This window comes from Mycobacterium sp. NGS39 (assembly GCF_059812765.1).
In genome coordinates, this window is the sequence record NZ_JCALDH010000001.1 from 445,932 (window position 1) to 471,938 (window position 26,007).

Here is a 26,007-nt window from a genome sequence, read left to right on the forward strand (position 1 = left end):
GGTGACTTCTCATTACGACGTCGTCGTCCTTGGCGCAGGCCCCGGCGGATACGTCGCCGCCATCCGTGCCGCCCAGCTGGGACTCAAGACCGCCATCGTCGAGCAAAAGTACTGGGGCGGGGTGTGCCTGAATGTCGGCTGCATCCCGTCGAAGTCGTTGCTGCGCAACGCCGAACTGGCCCACATCTTCACCAAGCAGGCCAAGACGTTCGGCATCAACGGCGAGGCGACGTTCGACTACGGTGCCGCGTTCGACCGCAGCCGCAAGGTCGCCGACGGTCGTGTCGCGGGCGTGCACTTCTTGATGAAGAAGAACAAGATCACCGAAATCCACGGTCGCGGCACCTTCAAAGACGCCAACACACTGGAGGTCGACCTCAACGACGGCGGTACCGAGACCGTGACGTTCGACAACGCGATCATCGCCACAGGTGCCAGCACCAAGCTGGTCCCCGGCACCGAGTTGTCAGAGAACGTCGTCACCTACGAGAAGCAGATCCTGTCGCGCGAGCTGCCGGGCTCGATCGTCATCGCCGGGGCCGGCGCGATCGGCATGGAGTTCGGCTACGTGCTCGCCAACTACGGCGTCGACGTGACCATCGTCGAGTTCCTTCCGCGCGCACTGCCCAACGAGGACGCCGAGGTGTCCAAGGAGATCGAGAAGCAGTTCAAGAAGCTCGGCGTCAAGATCATGACCGGAACCAAGGTCGAGTCGATCAAGGACGACGGGTCGACGGTCACGGTGAAGGTCAGCAAGGACGGCAACTCCGAGGAACTCAAGGCCGACCGCGTGCTGCAGGCCATCGGCTTTGCGCCCAACGTCGAGGGCTACGGTCTGGACGCCGCAGGGGTGAAGCTGTCCGACCTTAAGGCCATTGCGATCGACGAGCGGATGCGCACCAACGTCGACCACATCTACGCGATCGGCGACGTCACCGGGCTGCTGCAACTCGCGCACGTCGCCGAGGCACAGGGTGTCGTGGCAGCCGAAACCATCGCGGGCGCAGACACTTTGGAGCTCGGCGACTACCGGATGATGCCGCGGGCCACGTTCTGTCAGCCTCAAGTGGCCAGCTTCGGCCTCACCGAAGAGCAGGCGCGCGACGAGGGTTACGACGTGAAGGTCGCCAAGTTCCCGTTCACCGCGAACGGCAAGGCGCACGGGCTGGGGGAGCCTTCCGGCTTCGTGAAGTTGATCGCCGACGGGAAGTACGGCGAGCTGCTCGGCGGCCACCTGATCGGGCACGACGTCTCCGAGCTGCTGCCCGAGTTGACGCTGGCTCAGAAGTGGGACCTGACGGCCAACGAGCTCGCCCGCAACGTGCACACGCACCCGACGCTGTCCGAGGCGCTGCAGGAGTGCTTCCACGGGCTCGTCGGCCACATGATCAACTTCTGACGGCATGCCGGAGACGCTTGTCGACGGCCGCGTGTTCCTTGAAGGTCCACGCTGGCATGAGGGCGCGCTCTACGTCTCCGACATGCACGCACACGAGGTGCTGCGGATCACGACCGACGGCAGCGTCGAGGTGATCGCACGCCTCGACGGTCCGCCGTCGGGGCTCGGTTGGTTGCCTGACGGCAGCATGCTGATCGTGTCGATGGACGACCGCAAGGTGCTGCGTCGCGGTGACGACGGCTCGCTGACCGAGCACGCAGATCTGAGTGAGCTTGCCCCTCATGCGATCAACGACATGCTCGTCGACGATTGCGGCCATGCCTTCGTGTCCCAATTCGGCTGCGACATGTTCGGCGGTGAAGCGATCCAACCGGCGCCGCTGCTGCGCGTCGACCCCGACGGCAGCGTGCACAGAGCCGCCGAAGGTCTGCGCTTCGCGAACGGCATGGTTGTCACCGCGGACCGCAAGACTCTGATCGTCGCCGAAACGGCAGGGCAGCGCCTCCTGGCGTTCTCCCTGACGCCAGACGGCGCGCTGTCCAACCAGCGTGTGTGGGCGGACCTGCCGAAAAGCGATGTCCCCGATGGCATTTGCATCGACGCCGAGGACGCGGTCTGGTTCGCGAGCCCGACGTCGGACCGATTCGCGCGGGTACGGGAAGGCGGCGAGGTGACCGACGTCGTCGAAACACCCGGCCGCCGCGCCATCGCGTGCGCACTGGGAGGCGACGACGGCCGAACCCTGTTCTGCTGCACGTCGTCGACGATCCAGCCTGACGAGTCACGTGCGGCACGCAGCGCGAAGGTGGAGACCGTCACCGTCGCGGTGCCGGCCGGGTAATTGCGGTCAGTCCGCGAAGTCCAGCGGCACCTTCAGCGTGTTGAGCGTGGCGGCCAGCGCGTCGTATTGGCCTGTGAGCGTGACGAATTCGATGAGTTGACGACGGTCGAGGTGGCGCGAGAGCCACTGCCAGGTCTGCGCGGACACGTTGCGGGTTTCGAGGAGTTCGTCGACAGCGGTCAGCAGAGCCCGCTCCCGGTCGTTGAGCCCGTCGGCGTCCGGGCCCTCGAAGATGCGTTGCTGCTTGTCTGCGTCGACGCCGCGGCGCTTCGCCATCCGACGGTGGTGCTGCAGTTCGTATTCGCAGCCGCGTGTGTGGGCGACGCGCAGGATCACCAGCTCGGCATCGGTGCGGGGGAGACGCCCGGGACCGAGCAGCATTCCGGAGAACGGGAGCCAGGTCCAGAACAGCCGCTTGTGCTGCCCGAGCGTGGTGAACAGATGGGCCTGCGGAACTCCGGACGCGCGCGCCAGCACCTTGCACATCAGCCAGCCTGCAAGCCCGATTTCGCGCAGGCCGCCCGGCTCGATTCGCGGTGCGGTCATGCCGGTTTCACCAGATACGGCGAGACGGTGCTGCGGTGCTCGTCGAGATCGAGAGCGCGCCCGAGTGCGGGGAATGCGCGCTGCGGGCAGTTGTCGCGTTCGCAGACCCGGCAGCCCGCGCCGATGGGGGTGGCAACGTTGCCCGACAAGTCCAGTCCCTCCGAGTACACCAGCCGATGCGCATGGCGCAGTTCACAGCCCAGGCCGATTGCGAACGTCTTACCCGGCTGACCATAGCGCGACGCCCGGCGCTCCACGGTGCGTGCCACCCACATGTAGTTGCGTCCGTCGGGCATCTGCGCGATCTGCACCAGGATCTTGCCCGGGTTGGAAAACGTTTCGTAGACGTTCCACAGTGGGCAGGTGCCGCCGCTCGACGAAAAGTGAAAGCCCGTGGCGGACTGCCGTTTTGACATGTTGCCGGCTTTGTCGACACGGACGAACGAGAACGGTACGCCGCGCATCGACGGCCGCTGCAGAGTGGAGAGCCGGTGGCAGATGGTCTCGTAGCTCACCGAGTAGAACGCCGACAGCCGTTCGATGTCGTAGCGGAAATTCTCGGTGACGTCATGGAATTGGCGATAGGGCAGAACGGCGGCCGCCGCGAAGTAGTTGGCCAGGCCCAGCCGCAACAGGGTGCGCGATTCCTCGCTGGTGAACTTGCCCTCGTCGACCAGCCGGTCGATCAGGTCTCCGAATTCCAGGTATGCCAGCTCGGCGGCCATCTTGAACACCTGCTGACCCGTGGACAAGTGGTTGCTGATCTCTAGCGTCTTGGTCTGCGGGTCGAACCGGTGCAGCACTGTGTCGCCGAGGTCGATGCGCCTGACAATGCGCACCCCGTGCACTTCGGTGAGCCGGCGCGCGATCTCGCCTGCCAGGTCGCCGCGGTGCATCCTCATGCGGATCGTCATATCCTCAGCGGCGGTGTCGAGCTCGTGCAGGTAGTTCTGCCGTTCGTAGAAGTAGTCGCGGACCTCCTCGTGCGGCATCGTGATCGCGCCGCTGCCGCTGCTGCCGTCGCTGAAGCGGTCTTCGGTGGCGGCGGCCAGCTGGGCGGTGGTGATCCGGTAGCGCCGGTGCAGGTTCACCATCGCCCGGGCCAGGGCAGGGTGAGCGGTGACGACGTCGGCGACCTCGGCCGCATCCATGTCGATGCCGAGGTCGCGGTCCATGACCACCTCGCGAAGTTCGGCGACCAGCCTGGTGTCGTCTTGCGGCGCGAAGAATGTTGCATCGACGCCGAACACCTCGGTGATTCGCAGCAACACCGCCACGGTCAGCGGACGCACGTCGTGCTCGATCTGGTTGAGGTAACTCGGCGAGATTTCGAGCATCTGAGCCAGCGCGGCCTGGCTGTAGCCCCGTTCATGGCGCAGCTGGCGAACCCGCGACCCGACGAACGTCTTAGGCATGCCGATCAGCGTACGCGCGTGTGAAGTGGCGCTTCGCAGTCTTGGCATTTGGCCGCTGCTGCGCCGTTTGGCATGATCGGCGCCACATGAGCGCGCAGAACGGCCTAGCCAAAGTAATGATGCCGGTCCCCGACCCGCATCCCGACGTCTTCGACCGCGAATGGCCGGTGCGGGTCGCCGACATCGACGCGACCGGCCGGTTGCGGCTGGACGCCGCCGCCCGGCACATCCAGGACATCGGCCAAGATCAGCTGCGCGAGTTGGGTTTTCAGGAGACTCATCCGCTGTGGATCGTGCGGCGCACCATGGTCGATTTGATCCGGCCGATCGAATTCCAGGACATCCTGCGGCTGCGCCGGTGGTGTTCGGGCACGTCGAACCGCTGGTGTGAGATGCGGGTGCGCGTCGACGGCCGTAGGGGTGGGCTGATCGAGTCCGAGGCGTTCTGGATCAACATCAACCGCGAAACGCAGGGTCCGGCGCGCATCGCCGACGACTTCATCGAAGGCCTGCAGCGCACGACGAGCGTCGACCGCCTGCGTTGGAAGGCCTACCTGAAGCCGCTGCCGCGCGAAACCGCCGACCAGATCCGCGAGTTTCCGGTGCGATTCACCGACATCGACCTTTTCGACCACATGAACAACTCGGTGTACTGGAGCGTGGTCGAGGACTACCTTTCGGCCACGCCTGAGCTGCTGCGGGGTCCGACACGGGTGACCATCGAGCACGAGGCGCCGGTGAGTCTCGGCGACAAGCTGGAGATCGCGGCGCATGTGCATCCGCCCGGCTCCACGGACCGGTTCGGCGAAGAGCTTGCGAACAAGACTGTTACAACGCTCACATATCTGGTCGGCGACGAGGCCAAAGCCGTCGCCTCGATCTTCCCACTGTAAAGATCATCCGGCCGTGATTTTGACGGCCTGACCTGCGGCAATGACGTTACCAACGAGTAGCAACTGAAACGGTACAGCTACACCTCGGGTTCGCAGAATTCGCAAGACAAGCGTTCGGTATAGCTGAAATTCGCAACCGGAACCGCTGGACCTGCGTAGATGTGCCGTGGCATGGTTAAGTTACTGGTGAGTAAAGCCGCCGGACGGATTAGCAGGCAATGGAGTCGGCGATCTGTCGCGGCCGTCGAGCAACGTCTGAAGGAGTCACATGTCCACCGTTGGAACGCCCAGAACGGCAGAGCAGATTCAGCACGACTGGGAGACCAATCCGCGCTGGAAGGGCGTGACCCGCAACTACACCGCGCAGGACGTCGTCGCGCTGCAGGGCACCGTGGTCGAGGAGCACACCCTGGGCCGCCGCGGCGCCGAGATCCTGTGGTCGCAGCTGCACGATCTGGAGTGGGTGAACGCGCTCGGTGCGCTGACCGGCAATCAGGCGGTGCAGCAGGTGCGCGCCGGCCTGAAGGCCATCTACCTGTCGGGGTGGCAGGTTGCCGGTGACGCGAACCTGGCCGGCCAGACCTACCCGGACCAGAGCCTGTACCCGGCCAACTCGGTGCCGCAGGTGGTGCGCCGGATCAACAACGCGCTGATGCGCGCCGACCAGATCGCCAAGGTCGAGGGCGACACCTCGGTGGACAACTGGCTGGTGCCGATCGTCGCCGACGGCGAAGCCGGCTTCGGGGGTGCGCTGAACGTCTACGAGTTGCAGAGGGCGATGATCGCCGCAGGCGCTGCCGGGACTCACTGGGAGGACCAGCTGGCGTCGGAGAAGAAGTGCGGTCACCTGGGTGGCAAGGTCCTGATCCCCACCCAGCAGCACATCCGCACGCTGACCTCGGCGCGGCTGGCCGCTGACGTTGCCGACGTGCCGACCGTGGTGATCGCCCGCACCGACGCCGAGGCCGCGACGCTGATCACTTCTGACGTCGACGAGTACGACCGCCCGTTCATCACCGGCGAGCGCACCAAAGAAGGCTTCTACCGCACGCGCAACGGCATCGAGCCCTGCATTGCGCGGGCCAAGGCCTACGCCCCGTACGCCGACCTGATCTGGATGGAGACCGGCACGCCGGACCTCGAGGTGGCCAGGCAGTTCGCCGAGGCGGTCAAGGCGGAGTTCCCGGACCAGATGCTTGCGTACAACTGCTCGCCGTCGTTCAACTGGCGCAAGCACCTCGACGACTCGACGATTGCGAAGTTCCAGAAGGAGCTCGCCGCGATGGGCTTCAAGTTCCAGTTCATCACCCTGGCCGGCTTCCACGCGCTGAACTACTCGATGTTCGACCTGGCCTACGGCTACGCCCGCAACCAGATGACCGCATACGTGGAGCTGCAGGAGCGCGAGTTCGCCGCGGAGGAGCGCGGTTACACCGCCACCAAGCATCAGCGCGAGGTGGGTGCCGGCTACTTCGACCGGATCGCCACGACGGTGGACCCGAACTCGTCGACGGTCGCGCTGAAGGGGTCGACCGAAGAGGGCCAGTTCCACTGAGCCACTGAGCCGCTGAATTGACGGCATCGGGCCCCGTCCATGATGTTGGGCGGGGCCTGATGCTGTGAAGGAGACACCGTGAGCATTGAACGAGTAGGTGTGGTGGGAGCCGGTCAGATGGGCGCCGGCATCGCGGAGGTGTCGGCCCGCGCCGGCGTGGACGTGTTGGTCTTCGAGACCACCGAGGCGCTGACGACAGCGGGCCGTGCCCGCATCTTGAAGTCGCTGGAGCGCGGCGTGAGCGCCGGAAAGATCACCGAACGCGAGCGCGACGCCGCGGTGGCCCGGCTGAAGTTCACGACCAGCCTGGCCGACCTGGCCGACCGGCAGCTCGTCATCGAGGCGGTGATCGAAGACGAGACCGTCAAGAAGCAGATTTTCGCCGAACTGGATCGGGTGATCACCGACCCGGATGCGGTGTTGGCGTCGAACACGTCGAGCATTCCGATCATGAAACTGGCTGCGGCAACGCAGAATCCGAGCCGGGTGCTGGGGTTGCACTTCTTCAACCCGGTGCCGGTGCTGCCGCTGGTCGAGTTGGTCAGTGCATTGACGACGTCCGACGCCGCGCTGGAGCGGACCGAGCGATTCGCGGGCGACGTGCTGGGCAAGCAGGTGGTGCGGTGTTCGGACCGTTCCGGTTTCGTGGTCAATGCGCTGCTGGTGCCGTACCTGCTCTCGGCGATTCGCATGGTGGAGGCGGGCTTTGCGACGGTCGAAGACGTCGACAAAGCGGTGGTGGCCGGACTCTCGCACCCGATGGGTCCGCTACGGCTGTCCGACCTGGTGGGGTTGGACACGCTGAAACTGATCGCGGACAAGATGTTCGAGGAGTTCAAGGAGCCGCATTACGGTCCGCCGCCGCTGCTGCTACGGATGGTCGAGGCCGGCCAGCTCGGCAAGAAGTCCGGGCAGGGTTTCTACTCCTACTAGACTGCGGCGCCCGCCTGCAGTAGCGCACAACGCACACGCCGCACAATCTCGTCGCGCTCATACCGTAGCTGCCGCGCGCTGACCCGGATGATCGTCCAGCCTTGTGCGGCAAAGAATTCCACCTTCCGGAGCTCGATTCCGTACCCGTGCGAGTTCCGCCGGAATATCTGCGGGTATCCACCGCGAGCCTAGGACTGCGGCCGCCGAATTGCCGACGAGCACCGCCTTGCGGCCTGACCACAACCACGCGGCACGCGCGCGTAAAAAAGCGTCGAGTTCTACGCGGTTGAGGACATACACGTTGCGGAACAGTTTGGTGTAATGCTGTTGCAGCTGCCATCGGGTCACCTGGCCGGTTTCCAGGGCCTCTGACGCGACAACTAAACCGAGTAATCCCCCCATGAGCACATTCTCGTGCACCGATAACACACTTGTTGACGCCAATTCAGACGAAATCATGTCAATAAGTGTGTTCTCGGCGCCGGAGTTGGGGCGGCGCTAGGCCTGCGCTAGGCGTCCGCGAGTCGCCGCTTCTCCGCCTCGACATCGAAATCCGGTGCGGGCCAGGAGAGCTCGAAGTCCTCGAGCGCAGCGATCAACAGCTCGGTCACCGCAAGCCGGCTGTACCACTTGCGGTCGGATGGCACCACATACCATGGTGCATACTCCGTCGACGTGCGGTCCAGCATCGCCTGGTACGCCTCCTGGTAGTCGGGCCACAGCTTTCGTTCGTCGACGTCGCCTGGGTTGTACTTCCAATACTTGTCCGGTCGCGAAAGCCGTTTGGCCAGCCGCTTTTTCTGCTCGTCCAGCGACACGAACATCGCGACCTTCACCAACGTGAAGCCCTCGTCCACCAGGTCGCGTTCGAATGCGTTGATCTCGTCGTAGCGACCGCTCCACACCTCGGGCGGCACGAGGTTGTGCACGCGCACCACCAAGACGTCCTCGTAGTGTGACCGATCGAATACGCCGATCGCGCCGAATTCCGGCAACGCTTTACGAATCCGCCAAAGGTAGTGGTGCTTGCGTTCTTCTTCGGTCGGTACACCGAACGCCGTGTACCGCAGTCCCTGCGGATTGCCGGCTCCGACAACATGTTTCACGATGCCGCCCTTGCCGGCGGTGTCCATGCCCTGCAGTACCAGTACGACGGCGTGGCGGTCGCCTTCGTCGCTTCTGCTGTTGGCGTACAACATCTCCTGCAGTTCGGCGAAGCGTTTGTTGCGCTGGTCCTGGATCGCCGGCGCATCCTTCTTCTTGCCGGAGAACCCTGGAGTGGCGTGCGTGTCGATGTCGGCCACCTTGTCGCCGGCGCGAAACCTCAAGACGTTACGGGCATCCCGGTTCCAGCAGTCCGTCATGACGGCGGCAACGCGGGCGCAGGGTGGGCCTGGGCGCGGAACTTCTCCAGCGAGCCACCCACTTCGACGATGCCGCACAACGCATTCCACGACAGCATGGTCAGGTAATCGATCAGCTCGTCGGCGGTCATCCGCGGGTCCGACATCCACGAGTGGGTGGCCAGTTGCACTCCGCCGACGATCATGTATGCCCACGGCTCAGCCCCGCGGGTGTCCATGCCGGCTGCCTGCATGCGGCGGCGCAGCATCACCGCGAGCATGCGGGCAATGATCCGCTCCGAGTCCGCAATCACCTTGCTCTTACTTGCCGAACTGTTGGCCATCACGAACCGGTACGGCTCGGGTTCGGCGGCGACGGTGTCGACGTACACGCGGATGATCTCGCGGGTGAGTTCGTACCCGTCGAGATTCGACGACAGCGCCTTGGCCATGTTCGGGATCAGCGTGGTCTGCGCGAACCGCATCATTACCGCGGTGGTGAGGTCGTTCTTGTCGACGAAATAGCGGTACAACACGGTCTTGGACACCCCGATGTCGGCGGCGATCTCGTCCATGCTGACGTACCGGCCCCGGCGGCGGATGGCCTCCAACGTGCCGTCCACCAGTTCGTTGCGACGGTCCACCTTGTGCTGATGCCATCGCCGTTTGCGACCATCAACCTTCGCGGTTGTCGCCGGGAGTCGATCTACCACTGTCGCGAATGTCCGTTCGTTAGCCCACTTCGATATTACGGCCCGGCGCCGACATGCGACGCATTCCGCCGAGCACCCCGATTTGCCTGGATGATGGTGGGATGGCACACCGCCTGAGCAACTACGAGCGGCCGACGGCAGACCTCGAGGGCATGTTCGCGGTCGACGTGAGCGCGGACGCGCAGCGTCGCACCCAGCTGCGCCGGATGAAGGTGGTCGCGCTCGCCTTCCTGCTCGGCGCCACCGTGATTTTCCTTCTCTGCCGATGGGGTCAGGCCAACCATGCACCCGCTTGGGTGGGCTACGTGGGTGCGGCCGCCGAGGCAGGCATGGTCGGCGCGCTCGCGGACTGGTTCGCGGTCACCGCGCTGTTCAAGCACCCACTGGGCATCCCGATCCCGCACACCGCGATCATCAAGCGCAAGAAGGACCAGCTCGGCGAAGGGCTGGGCACCTTCGTGCGGGAGAACTTCATGTCGCCCGAGAACGTCGAGGCCAAGCTGCGGGAAGCACAGGTGGCCAGCCGGCTGGGAAAGTGGCTGTCCGATCACGACCACGCGACCCGCGTGGCCTCCGAGGCCTCCAACGTGCTGCGGGTATTGGTCGAGATGCTGCGGGACGAGGACGTTCAGCACGTCTTCGACCGGATGATCGTCAAGCGGCTCGCCGAACCGAAGTGGGGTCCGCCGGTGGGCCGGGTGCTGGGCACGCTGCTGCGGGAGAACCGGCAGGAGGCGCTGCTGCAGCTGCTGGCCGACCGCGCTTTCCACTGGTCGCTGAACGCCGGTGAAGTGATCCAGCGGGTGGTCGAACGGGACTCGCCGACGTGGTCGCCACGCTGGGTCGACCACCTGGTCGGTGACCGCATCCACCGTGAGCTGATGGACTTCACCGACAAGGTGCGCCGCAACCCGGACCACGAACTGCGCCGCTCGGCCACGCGGTTCCTTTTCGACTTCGCCGACGATCTGCAGAACGACGAAGACACCATCGCGCGGGCGGAGACGGTCAAGGAGCAAGTGATGGCCCGCGACGAGGTGACCCGCGCGGCCGAGACGGCGTGGTCGGCGCTCAAGCGCAACCTGGTGGAGTCTGTCGACGACCCGTCCAGCGCGCTGCGCACCCGCATCGCCGACTCCGTCGTGCACATCGGGGAGTCGCTGCGCGACGACGCCGACCTGCGCGACAAAGTCGACGACTGGATCATTCGCGGCGTCAAGCACCTGGTGGCCGAATACGGCGTTGAGATCACCGCGATCATTACCGAGACCATCGAGCGGTGGGACGCCGACGAAGCCAGCCGCCGCATCGAATTGCACGTGGGCCGTGACCTGCAATTCATCCGTATCAACGGCACGGTGGTCGGCTCGCTGGCAGGGCTGGTGATTTACACCGTCGGCCAGCTGCTTTTCTAAGAGACCGCTAACTGACTGCTTGCTAAAGCTAGCACTTCGCCGTAGGGTGTCGAACGTCCGTACCGATACCCGTTTGTCGAGGTGGTGATCAATGCCGACACAAGAGGTCGACGTGGGCTTGCGCGATGAGCATGAGCGCGACCTTGCTTCTTCCGACATTGCCGCCGTGGTGACGAACGCCGCTCAAGATATCGGCAGCTTCATCAGGGCCCAGCGAGAAGCGGCCCAGGTTTCGGTGCGGCAGTTGGCCGAAAAGGCCGGTGTCAGCAATCCGTACCTCAGCCAGATCGAGCGGGGATTGCGCAAACCGTCCGCCGAAGTGCTCAGCCAGATCGCCAAGGCGTTGCGGGTGTCCGCGGAAGTGCTTTACATCCGGGCCGGAATTCTCGAGCCCACCGAGCCCAGCGCGGTCCGCGACGCGATCATTCACGACACGTCGATCACTGAGCGGCAGAAGCAGGTATTGCTCGACATCTACTCCTCCTTTCGTCAACAAAGGGCGGATCAAGCCGATGAAGCTGCCGGTGAGGAGTCGTCAACTGCATAACTGTCAGGAAATTGTGCAATCCGTCCCCATACGTCTCTGAATTTGAAAGGAATTACACACATGGCCGAGAGGACCAACCCCACTGCCGAGGATCTGAAGGCTCCGCTGCTTGCCGCGGTTGGTGCCGCTGACCTCGCCCTGGAGCGGGTCAACGAGATCGTCACCGCGCTTCGTGAGCGTGCCGAAGAGGCTCGCACGGACGCGAGCACACGGGTCGAGGAGACACGCGGCAAGCTCACCAAGGCTCGCGAGGATCTGCCGCAACGGGCCGAGGAGATTCGGGGCCGGCTGAGCGGTGACGAGCTGCGCAAGGCCGCCGAGGGCTACCGCGAGCAGGCCACCGAGCTGTACCGCGACCTCGTCACCCGCGGTGAAGCCGCCCTGGAGCGGCTGCGCAACCAGCCCGGGTTCGAGGAACGCCGTGCGCGCGCCGAGCAGGCGCTCAGCGAGACCGTCGAGCTGACCCAAGAGGCGCTCGGCAACGTCGCAAGCCAGACCCGGGCGGTCGGCGAGCGGGCCGCCAAGCTGATCGGCCGCGAGCCGGCTCAGAAGGCTCAGAAGGCACCGGCCAAGAAGGCTGCCGCCAAGAAGGCCGAGCCCGCCAAGAAGACCGCTGCCAAAAAGGCACCGGCCAAGAAGGGCGCGGCCAAGAAGGTCACGCAGAAGTAGGCAAGTCGACGATCGGGACGGTATCCGCCTAGGCTTGAGCAGTGATGCTTGGCCTCGCGGGTACCGTCCTTTTCGTCGTGCAGATCGCCGTGCTGGTGATGACCGTCTATGCGTTCGTCCATGCTGCGTTGCAGCGCAGCGACGCCTACACCGCCACAGGCAAGCTGACCAAGCCGATCTGGCTTCTCATTCTCGGTGCGGCCGGTGTTCTCCTGTATCCGTTGGGGGTCATGGGTCTGGTGATCGCCGCCTGCGCCGCCGGCGTGTATCTCGTCGATGTGCGGCCGAAATTGCTTGAGATCCAAGGCAAGTCGCGCTAGCGGATGCGTGCCGCTCTGCTCGCGGCGTGTGCTGCGCTGCCGGTGACTGTCACGGTCGCTGCGCCTGCGCATGCCGACGCGCCGCCGCCACCCTACGTCGACCACACCGAATGGGTGCACTGGGCCGACCTGTCCAGCCTGCGGGTGTATCCGACTGCAGCGGGCCGCGAAGCCAGCATCGAGCTCGTCAGCCCCGACGAGGCATGGTCGGAGGTGCTCAGCCACGCCCCCGATGCGGACTTGCCCGGCATGCGCGATCAATTCGTGTGTCATTGGCAGCTAGCCGAATTCGCACAACCCGGCAAGGTCAGCTGGAATCTGGAGCCGTGGCGCCCGGTGGTCACGCCAGCCCAGATGGTCGACGCCGGCTGCAATCCCGGCAACGTCGAAGAACCGTTCTAGTGGTGTCGGCAGCCGATCTGGCCAGGCTCGTCGACCACACCCTGCTCAAACCCGAAGCGACGCAAGCCGACGTGGCGGCGACGGTCGCAGAAGCCGTGCAGCTGAGCGCTTTTGCGGTATGCGTGTCCCCGTCGATGGTGCCGGTGGCAGTTGCGGCTCGGCCGCCCGACGGGCCCGTCGTGGCGGCGGTCGCCGGGTTCCCGTCGGGCAAGCACCTCACCGAGGTCAAGGCCCGCGAGGCAGCGCTCGCGGTGCGCGCCGGTGCGGCCGAAATCGACATGGTCATCGACATCGGGGCAGCGCTGGCCGGTGACTTCGACGTGGTACGCGCCGACATCGAAGGTGTGCGCCGCGCGGTGCCGGGGGCGGTGTTGAAGGTGATCGTGGAATCGGCTGCGTTGCTCGAGTTTCGGGGCGAGCCGGCGCTGGTCGACGTGTGCCGCGTCGCCGAGGGCGCCGGAGCCGATTTCGTGAAGACCTCCACCGGATTTCACCCCAGCGGCGGCGCGTCGATCCGGGCGGTCGAGTTGATGGCACGCACCGTCAACGGACGCCTGGGCGTGAAAGCCAGCGGCGGAATCCGCACTGCCGCCGACGCGCTCGCGATGATCGACGCGGGCGCCACGCGGCTGGGTTTGTCTGGGACCCGCGGCGTGCTGGAAGGGCTATAGCTCTGCGAAGCAGGGATCCTGCTGGTCGGCCGGCAGCGACGCGTTGCGCGTCGAAAAGTGGCCTACCACAGCGGAATCCGTGACCTGCAGCGAGTCGGCTTTGATGCCGAGCGGATAGTTGTCGGCCAGCTGCTTGGTGAACCCGTCCAACGCCGGCTGCACCGATTCGCGGGGCAAGACGAATCCCAGCCCCGTGACATTGACCACCTGCAACGCGATGTTGCCGTCGACCACCTGCGGCTTGGCGGTGATGCTGCCGAAGGTGCCCTGCAATTCGATCGTGCCGTCCGACGGATTGGTCGCGACTCCGGTGACGAAGTTGCCGAAGATCGGAATCGCGTTCTGCACAGTCTGTTTGATGCCGTCGGCGGTCCACGTGATCGTCGCGTCGAGCGCGCCGATCGTGCCCCTGTTGTTGGCGCCGCCCTCCAACTCGACGTCGTCGATCGACACCTCGGCCTTCATGCCCTTGGCGCTGCGGATCTGGTTGCCGTCGGTCTTGATCAGGATGTTGTCGTAGTGGCCGGTCATGTGCTGCCACAGGAACGGCGGCATCGCGCCGAACGAGACGGTGGCGCCGTCTTGGGTCACGCACTCGGTCGCGTCGGCCACCACGCTGTCGGCGCGGTGCCGCGCGTACAACTCGCCGGCGATCAGCCCGGCGGCCACCACCGCCACCACGATGACGACGACCAGCACGATCGACAGCGGGTCCCGCCAGAAGCTGCGCCTGCCGCCCGCAGGGGTGGCGGCCGGCTTCTCGGCTTGTGGCGCCGCTCTGGGAATGTGCTGCGTGGGCGGTTCGGTCTGGCCTGCTCGGGGGATGTGCGTCGTCGGCCCATCCATCGGGCTACCCGCCTTGGGAATCTGGTGGGTGGGCTGCTCCGGCGGCGGTCCCGGCTGGCGGGGTGGCGGGAAAGGCTGGCCACCGGGACGGCTCCAGGCCTGCGGGTCACCGTGCTGCGGGCCCTGCGGATTCGTCACCCGCGCGATTCTGCCCTATCCGCCTGAGCGAACGATGAGCGGTTGCGAAGCACGGCGAGCGTGTCGCGAGCCGCGGCCACCGTGTCGAGGTCCAGGTCGGCCACCACCAATTCCGGGTCGGCACCGGCTTCGGCAACCACCTCACCGAACGGCGACGCGACCAGGCTCCCGCCCACGCCCGTCGGCGCGCCCTTGGCTGCCAGGTCGTCGCCGGGATAGGCCTGGCCGGTCGCGGCGACGAAGCTGGTGCAGTCCAGCGCGCGGGCACGCAGCAGCAACCGCCACTGGTCGAGCTTGCCCGGCCCCGCCCCCCACGACGCACATACCGCTATCACCTGGGCGCCGCGGTCGGCCAGCTCGATGTACAGCGCCGGGAACCGCACGTCGTAGCACGTGGAAAGGCCCACTCCGACGCCCGCCACGTCGACCACGACGGGCTCGCGCCCCGGTGCGACGGTCCGCGACTCGGCGAACCCGAACGCGTCGTAGAGGTGGATCTTGTCGTAGTGGGCGTCGACACCCGGGCCCGTGGCGATCAGCGTGTTGGTGACCCGTCCGTCGTGGGTCGGCACGAACATGCCCGCCACCACGACGACGCCCGCGTCGGCGGCGATCGAGCGCACCGCGCACGCCCACGGCCCGTCGAGCGGCTCGGCCACCGGGCCCAGCGGCACACCGAAGCGGCACATCGTCGCCTCCGGGAACACCACCAGCGCCGCCCCGGCGTCGGCGGCCCGGCGGACGTTCTCGGCGACCAGCGTCAGGTTGGCCGACGGGTCGGTCCCGGCGCGGATCTGGGCCAGCGCGATGCGCATGACGTCGAGCCTAGTGTCGGCACACCCACTCGGTGGTGAACCGCCTTTCGGCGTCGAACAGCTCGGTGACGTGGCGGGTCACCAGCTCTTCGAGCCGTCGGCCGACCAGCGGGATCGCCAGCTTGCACACGCTCGACAGCCGCACCTGGCAGCCGTTGCGGGTCTGGGTGAGCAGCTGCGAGCCCTGGAAGTGGCCGACGACCCGCGGGATCGACGCCCGATGAGTTCCGGTGCCTTGGTTCCGGTGTGGGTCGTACGGCTTGAACTGCTGCTCACGCATCACCACCACGTCGGCCGGCGCCACGGCACGCCCGATCGGCGGCAGGTATGCGCGCGGCAGGGTGTGGGTCAGCACGACTCGTGTTCCGGTGTGGTCGCTGGAAAAAGACGTGAGCTCGGAATCCGGGGTCACGCGGCGGTACTCCTGCAACAGAGATTCCCAGTACACGCGGCTGGTGAAGCTGCGGTAGACATCCGCGGCCGACGCGTCATAGGTGACCGTGTAGTCAAGTCGCCGGCTCATCAGCTCAGATTAGCTGGCGCTCAAGCGTTCTCGGTGATCCACACCGTGGTGAAGCGCTGCTCGGCGGCGACGAGCTCGGCGAGCTTGCCGCCGATGAACGTCTCGAGCTTCCCGCCGACCAGCGGAATGTTGACCTCGACGGTGGCGCTGAACTGCAGCCGCGAGCCCGTCTCTGTGGGCCTGAGCAGCGCCGTTCCTGTCAGCGACACCGGAGCGCCCGGCACCGCCCCGGACACTTCGGCGCGGGCCACCCCGTCGCGCACCGGCGTCCACGTCTCGTGGCGGACGATCTGGAGATTGCGCGGGTGGAATTGCGTCACCACCGCCGGCAGCCGGTCGGCGCGCAGCGTCTGGGTGGTGGCCACCGTCACGGAGCCGTCGTCGGCGACCGTCAAGGAATCCAGCGTCGCGACGTCGGCGCCCGAGTCGACCAGCCGGGCCAGCCAGTACTGCTCGTCGGAGAACGCCGCGCGCACTTGCTCGACAGTGCCGTGGTAATCGGCCGACAAGTCGAATGAACGCGGCATAGCAGGTCAGGTTACCGTTACCGGCCGTGGCCACCGCTGACTACGCCGGCGCTCGCGTGGCGGACGACGTTCCGCTCGCGCCGCTGACCACGCTGCGGGTCGGACCCGTCGCTCGGCGTGTGATCACCTGTGCCACAACGGATCAGGTGGTAGCGGCGATCCGCGCGGTCGACTCGCAAGCGGGCCGGGTGTTGGTGATGGCCGGCGGGTCGAATGTGGTGATCGCCGACGACCTCACCGATCTGACCGTGGTGCGGCTGGCCACCGGCGGAATGACCATCGACGGGCCGATCCTGCGGGCGCAAGCCGGCGCCGTCTGGGACGACGTCGTGGTTGCCTCCCTGCGGCACGGACTGGGCGGATTGGAGTGCCTGTCCGGCATCCCGGGCTCGACGGGCGCCACTCCGGTGCAGAACGTCGGCGCGTACGGCGTGGAGGTAGCCGACTGCATCACCCGGGTGCGGCTGCTGGACCGCGCCAGCGGCGACGTGCGGTGGGTCAGCCCGGCAGAGCTGGAGTTCGGCTACCGCCACAGCATGCTGAAGGGCACCGACGAGTTCGTAGTGCTGGAGGTCGAGTTCGCGCTCGACGCGACGGGTCGCAGTGCCCCGCTGCGCTATCGGGAGCTCATCACCGCGCTCGGTGCGCAGGAAGGCGACCGCATCGAACCGGGCCGCGTGCGCAACGCGGTGCTGGCCTTGCGCCGCCGCAAGGGCATGGTGCTCGACGACGCGGATCACGACACCTGGAGCGCCGGCTCGTTCTTCACCAATCCTGTTGTATCGCAACAAGATTACGAGCGCCTCACCCACCGCAGCGCGGGGCCGGTGCCGCACTTCGCGGCGCCCGACGGCGTCAAACTGGCAGCCGCATGGCTGGTGGAGCAGGCCGGCTTTCACAAGGGATACCCCGGCGCAAGTGCGCCCGCCCGGGTGTCGACCAAACATTCACTGGCGCTGACCAACCGAGGGTCGGCCACCACGGCCGACATCGTGGCGCTGGCCCGCAGAATCCGCGACGGCGTGCGCGACGCGTTCGGAATCACGTTGGTCCCGGAACCGGTGCTGGTCGGCGTGACGATTTAGCACGGGGACCAGGCCACCCGTACCCTGGGTCGACGTGACACCAGCCAACGACGCGCCGCGGCTGACTCGCCGCCGTGCCTTGACTGCGCTCGCGGTCGGGGTGGTTGCGCCTGGCGCGCTGGCGTCGTGTATCGGCAGGTCCGGCAAACCGGGCGAGACGGCGGGCCCGCCGCCGAAGCCGACCGTGACGTTACGGCCGAACGACGGCGCAGAAGACGTGCTGCCGACCGCGCAGATCGGTGCCGAGGTCAGTGACGGCTGGTTTCAGCGGGTCACGCTGACCAACTCCGAGGGCAAAGCCGTGGCCGGCGCGCTCAGCCGCGACCGCACCTCCTACACCGTGACCGAACCCCTCGGCTACGGCGCGAAGTACACCTGGGCGGGGTCGGTGGTCGGCCACGACGGCTCCGCGGTCCCGGTCAGTGGCAGCTTCACCACCGTCAAACCCACCAAGACCGTCAGCGGCCAATTCCAGCTGGCAGACGGGCAGACCGTCGGCATCGCCGCGCCGATCATCCTGCAATTCAACGCGCCGATCAGCGACAAGGCGGCCGTCGAACGCGCGCTCACGGTGACCACCGAACCCGCCACCGAGGGCAGCTGGGCCTGGCTGCCCGACGAGGCCCAAGGCTCGCGCGTGCACTGGCGCACCAAGGAGTACTACCAGCCGGGCACCACCGTGAAGGTGGACGCCAAGCTCTACGGCGTCAACTTCGGCGACGACGCCTACGGCGCAGAGGACGTCTCGCTGAACTTCACCATCGGCCGGCGCCAGGTCGTCAAGGCGCACGCGCCGTCGCATCGCATGCAGGTGGTGACCGACGCGGGCGTGATCATGGACTTCCCGTGCAGCTACGGCGAAGGAGACCAGCCGCGCAACGTCACTCGCAGCGGCACGCACGTGGTGACCGAAAAGTACGCCGACTTCTGGATGAGCAACCCGGCGGCCGGCTACAGCAATGTCCACGAGCGCTACGCCGTGCGCATCTCCAACAACGGCGAGTTCATTCACTGCAACCCGGAAAGCATTGGCGCGCAAGGCAACACCAACGTCACCAACGGGTGCATCAACCTGAACCTGGAAAACGCCATCCAGTACTTCAACAGCGCGATCTACGGCGACCCGGTCGAGGTCACCGGCACGTCGATCCAGCTGTCCTACTCCGACGGCGACATCTGGGACTGGGCGGTCGATTGGGACACCTGGCGCTCGATGTCGGCCCTCTCGTCGCAGCAGCCGCCGTCGAACATCCCCAGCAGCGCGCCGGCCACCCCGTCGGGCGCGCCGCAACCCGTCAACGGTCGCCCGGGCCGTTAGCCGTCGTCGTCGCGGCGGTAGAACCGCGACGCGGTCGCCTGATCGCGCGGCCGGATCACCACGAGGTCCAGGTTCACGTGCGACGGCCGCGACGCCACGAAGCCGATCACCTCGGCGACGTCCTCGGCCACCAGCGGGGTGATGCCCCGATACACCGCGTCGGCACGGGTTCGGTCGCCGTCGAAACGCACCAGCGAGAACTCGGTTTGCACCGCACCGGGCGCAATCTCGGTGAGCCGCACCGGTTTTCCGAGCAGCTCGCCTCGCAGCGTGCGGTGCAACGCCCCTTGGGCGTGCTTGGCCGCGGTGTATCCGGCGCCGCCGTCGTAGGTTTCCAACGCGGCCACCGACGTGACCGTGACGATCAGCCCGTCCCCGGACGCGATCAGCTTGGGTAGCAACGCCCGGGTCACCCGCAGCGTGCCGAGCACGTTGGTCTCCCACATCCAGCGCCAGTGCTCGAGGTCGGCGTCGGCCACCGGCGCCAAGCCCCTGGCCCCACCGGCGTTGTTCACCAGCACATCGACGCGATCCAGCCGCCGTGACAGCTCGTCCACCGCTGTTTGGTCCGTGACGTCCGCCACTATCGCGGTGCCCCCGATTTCGGCGGCCAGCGCCTCGATGCGGTCCGCGCGCCGAGCCACCGCCACTACGTGAAACCCTTGGCGCGCAAGGGCTTTCGCTGTTGCAGCACCGATGCCCGAGCTGGCGCCGGTGACGACGGCGACTCTCTGCGGCTGCGCAGTCATGCCCTCACTCTAGAGAGCGCCGACGCCTCGGCCTGTGCCAGTCGCAGAGCCGTGCTAAGTTTCACGACGTGTTCTTCGCCTGTAGGTGTTGTCGCCCCGGTCATCGCCGCGCCTGACCGCCGAGTCGGTGCGGCCAGGGTCCAGCCAACCGACTGACGAAGGACAACCCAGATGCGATCCACGATTCTTCTGACCCGCCACCACATCATCGCGCCGTCGCTGGGTCTGCCCGAGGCGGCAGCCGCCGCAGTGTTCGGCGCCGCACGGACCCGCGGCCCGATCGCGCGTGACGCGATCGCCCAAGTCACTTCCCTGTCGATCGCCACGGTGAACCGCCAAGTGACCGCGCTGCTGGACGCCGGGCTACTGCGGGAACGCCCCGACCTGGCCGCGTCAGGTGCGATCGGCCGGCCCCGGGTGCCCGTCGAAATCAACCACGAGCCGTACCTGACGCTGGGCCTGCACATCGGCGCGCGCACCACCAGCATCGTCGCCACCGACCTGCTGGGCCGCACGCTCGACGTCGTCGAGACCCCCACCCCGCAGACCGGTCAGGTCGCAGCGCTCACGGCGCTGGCCGCCAGCGCCCAGCGGTACCTGAGGCGCTGGCACCGGCGCCGGGCTCTCTGGGTGGGCGTCGCGATCGGCGGCGTCGTGGACGGCGCCACCGGAACCGTCGACCACCCGAGGCTCGGCTGGACGGACGCCCCGGTCGGGCCGATGTTCGCCGAGACGCTGGACCTGCCCGTGTCGGTGGCCGTGCACGTGGACGCGATGGCCGGGGCGGAACTGCTACTGGGCATGCGACGGTTCGCCGCGCGGTCGTCGACCAGCCTGTACGTCTACGCCCGCGAGACCGTCGGCTATGCCTTGGTGATCGGCGGCCGGGTGCACAGCCCGGCCAGCGGCCCGGGCAACATATCCGCGTTGCCCACCCAGTCCGACCTGCTGGGCGGTTCGGGCCGGCTGGAGTCGACGGTGAGCGACGAGGCTGTGCTGGCGGCCGGGCGCCGGTTGGGCGTGATCCCCGCCAACGCCACGATGAGCACGCTGCTGCGTGCAGCGCGGGGCGGCAACCGCCAGGCCCGTGAACTGCTCGCCGAGCGGGCCCGGGTGCTCGGTGGCGCGGTGGCGCTGCTGCGCGACATGCTCAATCCCGACGACCTCGTGGTCGGCGGCCAGGCGTTCACCGAATACCCCGAAGGCATCAGCGAGGTCGAGGCCTCCTACGTCCGGCACTCGACGCTGCCGCCGCGCGACATCAGGGTCACCGCGTTCGGCAACCGGGTGCAGGAGGCCGGCGCCGGGGTGACGTCGTTGAGCGGGCTCTACGCCGACCCGATCGGGGCGATGAGGCGCGCGTTCCGGCGCATCGGCGGTGCGCCGGCCGGTGAAGGCGTCTCGGCCTGACGCGGCCGAGACGGGTGCCGCAGGAATAGGTCCCCGACCCTTTCGGGTAGACATGGCATGTGACCGACGCCCAGGTGCTCCGCCGCGTCGCGGTGCTGTCGGTGCACACCTCGCCGCTTGCGCAGCCCGGTACCGGCGATGCGGGCGGCATGAACGTCTACATCCTGCAGTCGGCGCTCGAGATGGCGCGCCGCGGCGTCGAAGTCGAGATCTTCACCCGCGCGACGTCGTCGCAAGATCCGCCGACCGTGCCGGTGGCGCCCGGTGTGCTGGTGCGCAATGTCGTCGCCGGTCCCTTCGAGGGGTTGGACAAGCACGACCTGCCGACACAGCTGTGCGCGTTCACCGCCGGGGTGCTGCGCGCCGAGGCCACCCACGAACCCGGCTACTACGACATCGTGCACTCGCACTACTGGCTGTCCGGCCAGGTCGGCTGGCTGGCCCGCGACCGCTGGGCAGTGCCGCTGGTGCACACCGCCCACACGCTGGCCGCGGTGAAGAACGCGGCACTGGCCGACGGTGACGCTCCCGAGCCGCCAATGCGGGTGGTCGGCGAACAGCAGGTGGTCGACGAGGCCGACCGCTTGATCGTCAATACCGAAGACGAAGCGCGCCAACTCATTTCGATTCACCACGCGGACCCTGCACGCATCGACGTCGTGCACCCCGGCGTCGATCTGCAAACGTTCACGCCGGGTGACAAAGCCGCCGCGCGGGCGGCGCTGGGACTGGCCGGCGACGAGCAGGTGGTGGCGTTCGTCGGGCGCATCCAGCCGCTGAAGGCCCCCGACATCCTGCTGCGTGCGGCCGCGAAACTGACCGAGACCCATCCGCGGCTGCGGGTGCTGGTGGCCGGTGGGCCGTCCGGCTCCGGGCTGCAGGCGCCCGAGACGCTCGCGCGGCTGGCCGCCGAGCTGGGAATCAGCGCACGTGTCACGTTCCTCCCGCCGCAGCCGCGCACCGGGCTGGTGACCGTGTACCGGGCCGCGGACCTGGTCGCGGTGCCCAGCTACTCGGAGTCGTTCGGCCTGGTGGCCATCGAGGCGCAGGCGTGCGGAACGCCTGTCGTCGCGGCGGCCGTGGGCGGATTACCCGTCGCGGTCCGCGACGGAGTCAGCGGCGCGCTGGTGTCCAGCCACGACATCGACGACTGGGCCGAGACCATCGACGCGCTGCTGGCCAGAGCCCCGGCGATGAGCCGCGCTGCAGCCGCGCACGCCGCGAACTTCTCGTGGCAGCGCACCGTCGACGCGCTGCTGGACGCCTATGGCCGGGCGACCGAGGACTACCACGCCGGACGGCAAGGCGGTGCGGTTGTCCCGCTGGCGTCGCGCCGGTTGGGTCGTCGGTGGAGCATGAGGCGGGGGCTGCGCGCATGACCGACGACGTCGTCCAACAGCTCATCGAAGACGCGCTCGACGAGAGCGGGCTGCCCTACTTTCACCACGAGGGCGCCCACGGGGGACCGCCCGGAATCGTCGTCGAGCTGCCGGGGGAGCGACGGCTCAAGACCAACACGATCCTGACCGTCGGCGAACACTCGGTGCGGGTGGAGGCGTTCGTCTGCCGCAACCCCGACGAGAACCACGAAGCCGTCTACCGATTTCTGCTCAAGCGCAACCGGAAGCTCTACGGAGTCGCCTACACCCTCGACAACGTCGGCGACATCTACCTGGTCGGCCGGATGGCGCTGTCGGCGGTGACCGCCGAGGAGCTGGACCGGGTGCTGGGACAGGTGCTCGAGGCCGTCGACGAGGACTTCAACACGCTGCTGGAACTGGGTTTCTCGACCTCGATCCGCCGCGAATGGGCCTGGCGGGTGTCGCGTGGTGAATCGCTGAAGAACCTCGAGGCGTTCGCCCATCTGATCGAGCGCCCTGATTCGGCCCCGTGAGAGACTTTCCGGCATGGCAGACGTCGGCACGCTGGTGCTTCTTCGCCACGGCGAAAGCGAATGGAACGCCAAGAACCTGTTCACCGGTTGGGTGGACGTCGACCTGACCGAAAAGGGTCGCGCCGAAGCGATCCGGGGTGGCGAGCTGATCGCCGAGCACGGGCTGCTGCCCGACGTGCTGCACACGTCGCTGCTGCGCCGCGCCATCACCACCGCGCACCTGGCGCTGGATGCAGCCGACCGGCTGTGGATTCCGGTCAAGCGCAGCTGGCGGCTCAACGAGCGTCACTACGGCGCCCTGCAGGGCCTCAACAAAGCCGAGACCAAAGCCAAGTACGGCGAAGAGCAGTTCATGGCGTGGCGGCGCAGCTACGACATCCCGCCGCCGCCGATCGAGCCGGGCAGCGAGTACAGCCAGGACACCGACCCGCGCTACGTCGACATCGGCGGTGGCCCGCTCACCGAGTGCCTGGCCGACGTGGTGGCCCGGTTCCTGCCGTACTACACCGACGTGATCGTGCCGGACCTGCGGCTGGGCAAGACCGTGCTGATCGCCGCGCACGGAAACTCGCTGCGCGCGCTGGTGAAGTACCTCGACGGCATGTCCGACGACGAGGTGGTCGGCCTCAACATCCCGACCGGGATCCCGCTGCGCTACGACCTCGATGCCAGCCTGCGGCCGGTGACACCCGGCGGGCAGTACCTCGATCCGGAGGCCGCCGCCGCCGGGGCCGCTGCAGTGGCCAGCCAGGGCGCGGGCGCGAAGAGCTGACCAGCCGGGGCTCGGCGAACAGTCGGTGAACTGCAGTGGAACTCCTTCGCCGGCGGGTGTGAGATGTCCCGAAATGGCCTCACGCTGCTGGGGTGACGTTCACCGTCTGCGTACGATTCGGACGTGACTGTGGCGTCTGCGGTCCTCGTGGCCGCGGTGGCAGCCTCCGTGGCGCTGGTGATCGGCGTCGTCGTCGGCGGCGCGGTGATGCCGCGGCTCGCCGAACGCAACCGGCGTGTCGCCGCCCAGGAGGCCGGGCTGACGGTGTCGCAGATGCTGCACCGCATCGTCGCGCTGTCGCCGATCGGCGTCGCTGTCGTCGACAACCATCGCGACGTCGTGTTCTTGAACGCCCGCGCCCAGGAGCTCGGCCTGGTGCGTGACCGGCTGCTCGACGACCGGGCGTGGACGGCCGCGCGCCGCGTGCTCGCCCGCGGGGACGATGTCGACATCGACCTGTCGCCGGGGGCGTACCCGTCCGGACGATCCGGGTTGTCCGTGCGCGGCCGGGTGCGCCTGCTTGCCGAGGAAGACCGCCGGTTCGCGGTGATCTACGTGTTCGACGACTCCGAAGTGGCGCGCATGGAAGCGACTCGTCGTGATTTCGTCGCCAACGTCAGCCACGAACTCAAGACACCGGTGGGGGCGATGGGACTGCTGGCCGAGGCGCTGCTGGAGTCGGCCGACGACCCGGACACAGTGCGCCGGTTCGGCGAAAAGTTGCACTTCGAGTCTCAGCGGCTGGCCAACATGGTCAGTGAGCTGATCGAGCTGTCGCGGCTGCAGGGCGCTGAACGGTTGCCCGAGCTCGAAGCGGTCGACGTGGATACCGTTGTCGCTGAGGCGCTTTCGCGCTCCAAGGTGGCCGCCGACAACGCCGACATCACGATCGCCACCGACGAGCCCAGCGGGTTCAAGGTGCTGGGCGACCAAGGGCTGCTGGTCACTGCGCTGGCCAACCTGGTCAGTAATGCGATCTCGTATTCGCCGCCGGGCTCGCCGGTGTCGATCAGCAGGCGCCGCCGCGGCGGCAACGTCGAAATCGCCGTCACCGACCGGGGCATCGGGATTGCCAAGGAACACCAGGAGCGGGTGTTCGAGCGGTTCTTCCGGGTGGACAAGGCCCGCTCCCGCGCGACGGGCGGCACTGGGCTGGGGCTGGCGATCGTCAAACACATTGCGGCCAACCACAACGGGACCATCCGGCTGTGGAGCCAACCCGGCACGGGGTCGACGTTCACGCTGTCGATCCCGGCCTACGAGGACACCGACGGCGGAGCCGGCCATGAAGACGCCGACGACCCGTCGGCTGGATGAGAGGAAACACCACGTCGTGACCAGTGTGCTGATCGTGGAGGACGAGGAGTCCCTCGCCGACCCGCTGGCGTTCCTGTTGCGCAAGGAGGGCTTCGAGGCGACCGTAGTTGCCGACGGGCCCACTGCGCTGGCCGAATTCGACCGCGCCGGCGCCGACATCGTGCTGCTGGATCTGATGCTGCCCGGCATGAGCGGCACCGACGTGTGCAAGCAGCTGCGAGCCAAGTCCAGTGTGCCGGTCATCATGGTGACGGCTCGCGACAGCGAGATCGACAAAGTCGTAGGGCTGGAACTCGGTGCCGACGATTACGTCACCAAACCGTATTCGGCGCGCGAGCTGATCGCCCGGATCAGGGCGGTGCTGCGCCGCGGCGCCGACACCGACGACCTGGGCGGGGCAGACGGTGTGCTGGAAGCCGGTCCGGTGCGCATGGACGTCGAACGCCACGTGGTGTCGGTGAACGGTGAGCCGATCACTCTGCCGCTCAAGGAGTTCGACCTCTTGGAGTACTTGATGCGCAACAGCGGCCGAGTGCTCACCCGCGGGCAACTGATCGATCGGGTGTGGGGAGCCGACTACGTCGGCGACACGAAGACTCTCGACGTTCACGTGAAGCGGCTGCGGTCCAAGATCGAAGCCGATCCAGCAAACCCAGTGCATCTGATCACGGTCCGCGGCCTGGGCTACAAGTTGGAGGGCTAGTCCCGGTCAGCCCGGCGCGGCCGCTTCGGCGGAGCGGATTTGGCTGTCCCGCAACCGAGTTAATGCCTGTTTGCTTTCTCAAACATCTCCGACGGCGGGCCGACGGCGCGTGGGTGGGCGCCGAGCGCCGGGCATCGGAGATTGCTGCGGCGAGCCCGCGCAGCTCTTCCATGGCCGCACGGCCGGTGACGCTGCGAAGCTGGGAGCCGGCTGCACGGCGTCGGGCCGCTTTGCTGATGGCGGGAGAA

Annotated in this window: 29 protein-coding genes; 19 read left to right on the forward strand and 10 right to left on the reverse strand. The window is 67.2% G+C overall.

Going from position 1 to position 26,007, the window contains the following annotated elements; all coding sequences use genetic code 11:
• The first annotated feature begins 1 nt into the window (after position 1).
• Together lpdA and AC5Y39_RS02170 are read left to right on the forward strand one after the other, a co-directional pair.
• Entirely contained in the window at positions 2 to 1,399 is a 1,398-nt protein-coding gene (gene lpdA, locus AC5Y39_RS02165; RefSeq protein WP_500016068.1) for a dihydrolipoyl dehydrogenase, read from the forward strand.
• A gap of 4 nt (positions 1,400 to 1,403) precedes the next feature.
• A complete protein-coding gene (locus tag AC5Y39_RS02170; RefSeq protein ID WP_500016069.1) occupies positions 1,404 to 2,240 on the forward strand; it encodes an SMP-30/gluconolactonase/LRE family protein in 837 nt (278 codons plus the stop codon).
• Between the two features lie 6 nt (positions 2,241 to 2,246).
• Here the strand turns inward: AC5Y39_RS02170 and AC5Y39_RS02175 are convergent, their stop codons facing one another.
• The gene (locus AC5Y39_RS02175; protein WP_500016070.1) at positions 2,247 to 2,786 is read right to left on the reverse strand and encodes a carboxymuconolactone decarboxylase family protein; all 540 of its coding nucleotides are present in this window, start codon (positions 2,784 to 2,786) and stop codon (positions 2,247 to 2,249) included.
• Complete coding sequence (gene ramB / locus AC5Y39_RS02180) at positions 2,783 to 4,201, reverse strand: acetate metabolism transcriptional regulator RamB (protein ID WP_500016071.1); 1,419 nt, start codon at positions 4,199 to 4,201, stop codon at positions 2,783 to 2,785. Before ramB ends, AC5Y39_RS02175 begins: the two co-directional genes overlap by 4 nt.
• A gap of 86 nt (positions 4,202 to 4,287) precedes the next feature.
• Between ramB and AC5Y39_RS02185 the strand changes: the two genes are divergently transcribed.
• From AC5Y39_RS02185 to AC5Y39_RS02195, 3 genes are all read left to right on the forward strand, one after another.
• Complete coding sequence (locus AC5Y39_RS02185; RefSeq protein WP_500016072.1) at positions 4,288 to 5,094, forward strand: acyl-ACP thioesterase domain-containing protein; 807 nt, start codon at positions 4,288 to 4,290, stop codon at positions 5,092 to 5,094.
• Between the two features lie 268 nt (positions 5,095 to 5,362).
• Positions 5,363 to 6,649 carry an isocitrate lyase gene (aceA, locus tag AC5Y39_RS02190; RefSeq protein WP_500016073.1) on the forward strand — a complete coding sequence of 429 codons (1,287 nt, stop codon included), beginning with the start codon at positions 5,363 to 5,365 and terminating at the stop codon, positions 6,647 to 6,649.
• A 78-nt stretch (positions 6,650 to 6,727) separates the two neighbouring features.
• A complete protein-coding gene (locus AC5Y39_RS02195) occupies positions 6,728 to 7,582 on the forward strand; it encodes a 3-hydroxybutyryl-CoA dehydrogenase (RefSeq protein ID WP_500016074.1) in 855 nt (284 codons plus the stop codon).
• A 57-nt stretch (positions 7,583 to 7,639) separates the two neighbouring features.
• Here AC5Y39_RS02195 and AC5Y39_RS02200 read toward each other — a convergent pair whose 3' ends face one another.
• Genes AC5Y39_RS02200 through AC5Y39_RS02210 form a run of 3 tightly spaced genes read right to left on the reverse strand, consistent with a single transcriptional unit; the run spans position 7,640 to position 9,638 of the window.
• Entirely contained in the window at positions 7,640 to 8,041 is a 402-nt protein-coding gene (locus tag AC5Y39_RS02200) for a hypothetical protein (protein ID WP_500016075.1), read from the reverse strand.
• A gap of 50 nt (positions 8,042 to 8,091) precedes the next feature.
• The gene (locus AC5Y39_RS02205) at positions 8,092 to 8,946 is read right to left on the reverse strand and encodes a polyphosphate kinase 2 family protein (RefSeq protein ID WP_500016076.1); all 855 of its coding nucleotides are present in this window, start codon (positions 8,944 to 8,946) and stop codon (positions 8,092 to 8,094) included.
• On the reverse strand, positions 8,943 to 9,638 hold the full coding sequence (locus AC5Y39_RS02210; RefSeq protein WP_499905646.1) for a TetR/AcrR family transcriptional regulator: 696 nt from the start codon (positions 9,636 to 9,638) through the stop codon (positions 8,943 to 8,945). Before AC5Y39_RS02210 ends, AC5Y39_RS02205 begins: the two co-directional genes overlap by 4 nt.
• Before the next feature lie 152 nt (positions 9,639 to 9,790).
• Between AC5Y39_RS02210 and AC5Y39_RS02215 the strand changes: the two genes are divergently transcribed.
• The 6 genes from AC5Y39_RS02215 to deoC all read left to right on the forward strand — a co-directional run bounded on the left by AC5Y39_RS02215 (position 9,791) and on the right by deoC (position 13,662).
• Positions 9,791 to 11,053, forward strand: coding sequence for a DUF445 domain-containing protein (locus AC5Y39_RS02215; RefSeq protein ID WP_500016131.1), 1,263 nt, complete (start codon positions 9,791 to 9,793; stop codon positions 11,051 to 11,053).
• A 91-nt stretch (positions 11,054 to 11,144) separates the two neighbouring features.
• Entirely contained in the window at positions 11,145 to 11,600 is a 456-nt protein-coding gene (locus tag AC5Y39_RS02220) for a helix-turn-helix domain-containing protein (RefSeq protein ID WP_500016077.1), read from the forward strand.
• Between the two features lie 60 nt (positions 11,601 to 11,660).
• On the forward strand, positions 11,661 to 12,269 hold the full coding sequence (locus AC5Y39_RS02225) for a heparin-binding hemagglutinin (RefSeq protein ID WP_500016078.1): 609 nt from the start codon (positions 11,661 to 11,663) through the stop codon (positions 12,267 to 12,269).
• A 44-nt stretch (positions 12,270 to 12,313) separates the two neighbouring features.
• Positions 12,314 to 12,589, forward strand: coding sequence for a DUF2516 family protein (locus AC5Y39_RS02230; RefSeq protein ID WP_499906327.1), 276 nt, complete (start codon positions 12,314 to 12,316; stop codon positions 12,587 to 12,589).
• Positions 12,590 to 12,592: 3 nt separating this feature from the next.
• The gene (locus tag AC5Y39_RS02235) at positions 12,593 to 12,991 is read left to right on the forward strand and encodes a DUF2599 domain-containing protein (protein WP_500016079.1); all 399 of its coding nucleotides are present in this window, start codon (positions 12,593 to 12,595) and stop codon (positions 12,989 to 12,991) included.
• Positions 12,992 to 12,993: 2 nt separating this feature from the next.
• Entirely contained in the window at positions 12,994 to 13,662 is a 669-nt protein-coding gene (gene deoC / locus AC5Y39_RS02240; protein WP_500016080.1) for a deoxyribose-phosphate aldolase, read from the forward strand.
• On the opposite strand, the gene AC5Y39_RS02245 is transcribed toward deoC, so the two are convergent.
• From AC5Y39_RS02245 to AC5Y39_RS02260, 4 genes are read right to left on the reverse strand one after another with little or no spacing between them, the layout of a single operon-like run.
• Entirely contained in the window at positions 13,657 to 14,646 is a 990-nt protein-coding gene (locus AC5Y39_RS02245) for an LmeA family phospholipid-binding protein (protein WP_500016081.1), read from the reverse strand. The two genes, deoC and AC5Y39_RS02245, sit on opposite strands and share 6 nt — an antisense overlap.
• Complete coding sequence (locus AC5Y39_RS02250) at positions 14,643 to 15,461, reverse strand: carbon-nitrogen hydrolase family protein (protein ID WP_500016082.1); 819 nt, start codon at positions 15,459 to 15,461, stop codon at positions 14,643 to 14,645. The genes AC5Y39_RS02245 and AC5Y39_RS02250 overlap by 4 nt, the downstream gene beginning before the upstream one ends.
• A 10-nt stretch (positions 15,462 to 15,471) precedes the next feature.
• The gene (locus AC5Y39_RS02255; protein ID WP_500016083.1) at positions 15,472 to 15,984 is read right to left on the reverse strand and encodes a DUF2505 domain-containing protein; all 513 of its coding nucleotides are present in this window, start codon (positions 15,982 to 15,984) and stop codon (positions 15,472 to 15,474) included.
• A gap of 20 nt (positions 15,985 to 16,004) precedes the next feature.
• A complete protein-coding gene (locus AC5Y39_RS02260) occupies positions 16,005 to 16,511 on the reverse strand; it encodes a DUF2505 domain-containing protein (protein WP_500016084.1) in 507 nt (168 codons plus the stop codon).
• Between the two features lie 26 nt (positions 16,512 to 16,537).
• Here AC5Y39_RS02260 and AC5Y39_RS02265 point away from each other — a divergent pair, with 26 nt between their 5' ends.
• Together AC5Y39_RS02265 and AC5Y39_RS02270 are read left to right on the forward strand one after the other, a co-directional pair.
• Positions 16,538 to 17,596 carry a UDP-N-acetylmuramate dehydrogenase gene (locus tag AC5Y39_RS02265; protein ID WP_500016085.1) on the forward strand — a complete coding sequence of 353 codons (1,059 nt, stop codon included), beginning with the start codon at positions 16,538 to 16,540 and terminating at the stop codon, positions 17,594 to 17,596.
• 34 nt (positions 17,597 to 17,630) lie between these two features.
• A complete protein-coding gene (locus AC5Y39_RS02270) occupies positions 17,631 to 18,914 on the forward strand; it encodes a L,D-transpeptidase (RefSeq protein ID WP_500016086.1) in 1,284 nt (427 codons plus the stop codon).
• Here the strand turns inward: AC5Y39_RS02270 and AC5Y39_RS02275 are convergent.
• On the reverse strand, positions 18,911 to 19,663 hold the full coding sequence (locus tag AC5Y39_RS02275) for an SDR family NAD(P)-dependent oxidoreductase (protein WP_500016087.1): 753 nt from the start codon (positions 19,661 to 19,663) through the stop codon (positions 18,911 to 18,913). The two genes, AC5Y39_RS02270 and AC5Y39_RS02275, sit on opposite strands and share 4 nt — an antisense overlap.
• A 171-nt stretch (positions 19,664 to 19,834) precedes the next feature.
• Here AC5Y39_RS02275 and AC5Y39_RS02280 point away from each other — a divergent pair, with 171 nt between their 5' ends.
• The 6 genes from AC5Y39_RS02280 to regX all read left to right on the forward strand — a co-directional run bounded on the left by AC5Y39_RS02280 (position 19,835) and on the right by regX (position 25,759).
• The gene (locus AC5Y39_RS02280) at positions 19,835 to 21,073 is read left to right on the forward strand and encodes an ROK family protein (protein WP_500016088.1); all 1,239 of its coding nucleotides are present in this window, start codon (positions 19,835 to 19,837) and stop codon (positions 21,071 to 21,073) included.
• 59 nt (positions 21,074 to 21,132) lie between these two features.
• Positions 21,133 to 22,452 (forward strand): D-inositol-3-phosphate glycosyltransferase, encoded by a 1,320-nt coding sequence (gene mshA / locus AC5Y39_RS02285; protein ID WP_500016089.1) that lies wholly within the window; start codon positions 21,133 to 21,135, stop codon positions 22,450 to 22,452.
• On the forward strand, positions 22,449 to 22,967 hold the full coding sequence (locus AC5Y39_RS02290) for a type III secretion system chaperone family protein (protein ID WP_500016090.1): 519 nt from the start codon (positions 22,449 to 22,451) through the stop codon (positions 22,965 to 22,967). The genes mshA and AC5Y39_RS02290 overlap by 4 nt, the downstream gene beginning before the upstream one ends.
• Positions 22,968 to 22,980: 13 nt before the next feature.
• Positions 22,981 to 23,739, forward strand: coding sequence for a phosphoglyceromutase (locus AC5Y39_RS02295; protein WP_500016091.1), 759 nt, complete (start codon positions 22,981 to 22,983; stop codon positions 23,737 to 23,739).
• 123 nt (positions 23,740 to 23,862) lie between these two features.
• Positions 23,863 to 25,056, forward strand: a complete 1,194-nt coding sequence (locus AC5Y39_RS02300) for a sensor histidine kinase (protein WP_500016092.1) — start codon at positions 23,863 to 23,865, stop codon at positions 25,054 to 25,056.
• 16 nt (positions 25,057 to 25,072) lie between these two features.
• Complete coding sequence (gene regX, locus AC5Y39_RS02305; protein ID WP_499950051.1) at positions 25,073 to 25,759, forward strand: two-component sensory transduction protein RegX; 687 nt, start codon at positions 25,073 to 25,075, stop codon at positions 25,757 to 25,759.
• Positions 25,760 to 26,007: the final 248 nt, after the last annotated feature.